General features: G+C 48.2%; 1 protein-coding gene. It reads left to right on the forward strand.

The window, feature by feature from the left end; translation table 11 throughout:
* A partial coding sequence (locus tag SHEWPOL2_RS21975) for an IS4 family transposase (protein ID WP_037431791.1) occupies positions 1-1,270 on the forward strand: 1,270 nt, incomplete at its 5' end.
* Positions 1,271-1,283 lie beyond the last annotated feature (13 nt).

Here is a 1,283-nt window from a genome sequence, read left to right on the forward strand (position 1 = left end):
ACAGGATATTGATGTATTCGCCAAACATGTTCCCATGGATTGGGTGGCTGAGGCTGTGCAACAAACTGGCAGGGCATCACTTCGAACCCGTCGTTTCCCTGCAGAGCAAGCTGTTTGGTTGGTTCTAGGCATTGGTTTGATGCGTAACCGCTCGATTCAGCAAGTCTGTGATACGCTCTCACTGGCCTTTCCCGATGCCAAGGGGGAGCTCCCGCCACTGGCGACTAGTAGCATCATCAAAGCCAAAGAAAAGTTGGGTTCAGAGCCCATGCGTTATCTGTTCAAAACAACCGCTGCACAGTGGGAAACACAGTGTGAATTTGATGAGATAGCGGGATTGAAATTGCTCAGTGTTGATGGGACGTATTTTAAGACGCATAACACTGAAGAAAACCATCACTTTGGCTTTGCACAAAGCACGGCTTCTTTTCCCTCTGTGCTGGCGGTCACCTTAATGTCTACTCGTAGCCACTTACTTTCTGATGCGGCTTTCGGGCCTGTTACCCACAGTGAAATTCACTACGCACAGCAATTGGTTGGCTCAGCTCCCGAGCATTCGCTCACGTTGTTTGACCGTGGGTTTATGTCTGCCGAATTGCTCATCAGCTGGCAAGGAAGCGGTGTAAACACCCATTGGTTAACCCCGATAAAGTCTAAGACCCGCTATAGCATTATCGAGTCATTCTCAGAGTATGACCATCTGGTTGAGATGCCGGTATCCCCCCAAGCTAAACAACAAGCGCCTTATCTGGGCGAGAGCTGGCAAGCCCGCCTTATCCTTATTCCATCACCCAAAGGTGATATCAAAGGGTTTATCACGTCATGTCTATGTCCAGACACTTATCCAGTGAACGATTTGCTCAAGGTGTATTGGCAGCGATGGGAGATAGAGAGGGGTTATGGTGAGCTGAAGCAATATCAACTGGAAAATAAACCTGTCCTGCGCAGTAAGAAGAAGGATGGGGTGTATCAAGAATTATGGGGGATCTTGACGACCTACAATATTGTTCGGCTAGAGATGGCAGCCATGGCAGTGCAGCATAAAGTTGAGCCACAGAGAATAAGTTTCATTAATGCCCTGTTTTTAATCCAAGATGAGTTTGGTTGGAGCGACAGAGGGAGTCCAGGAGCGATCCCACTGCACTTAAAACGACTGAGGGAAAATGGCAAGCGGTTGATTTTACCTCCAAAGAGGAAGCGGCCCAGCTACCCGCGTTTGGTACTCAAGAAAACAATCAAATATCCAAGTAAAAATGCCACCCGCTCTTAAGCGAGTGGCATTA

The sequence above is a fragment of the Shewanella sp. POL2 genome, assembly GCF_000282755.1.
In the GTDB taxonomy this organism is placed as follows: Bacteria; Pseudomonadota; Gammaproteobacteria; order Enterobacterales; family Shewanellaceae; genus Shewanella; species Shewanella xiamenensis.